This is a genomic window from Peribacillus sp. SIMBA_075, assembly GCF_046534585.1.
The window spans coordinates 1-258 of sequence record NZ_JAWRYN010000963.1; the positions used below are offsets into that span (position 1 = coordinate 1).

The following is a 258-nucleotide window of genomic DNA, read 5'->3' on the forward strand; positions in this document are numbered from 1 at the left end:
TTCCTACTGTGACAGACCGCTTTATCCAGCAGGCAATCGCTCAAACTCTCACCCCAGTTTTCGATCCGATGTTCTCCGAACACAGTTTTGGCTTTCGTCCAAATAGGCGAGGACATGATGCAGTTCGGAAGGCTAAAGGATTTATGAAAGAGGGGAAACGGTGGGTTGTTGATTTAGACTTAGAGAAATTCTTTGACAAAGTAAACCATGACAAGTTAATGGGGCTTATCGCCAAACATGTCAAGGAAAAGACACTAC

1 protein-coding gene is annotated in these 258 nt (G+C 44.2%); it reads left to right on the forward strand.

What is annotated here, in order from left to right:
- On the forward strand, window positions 1-258 hold a 258-nt coding region (locus SB775_RS31130; RefSeq protein WP_410865134.1), incomplete at both ends, for a reverse transcriptase domain-containing protein.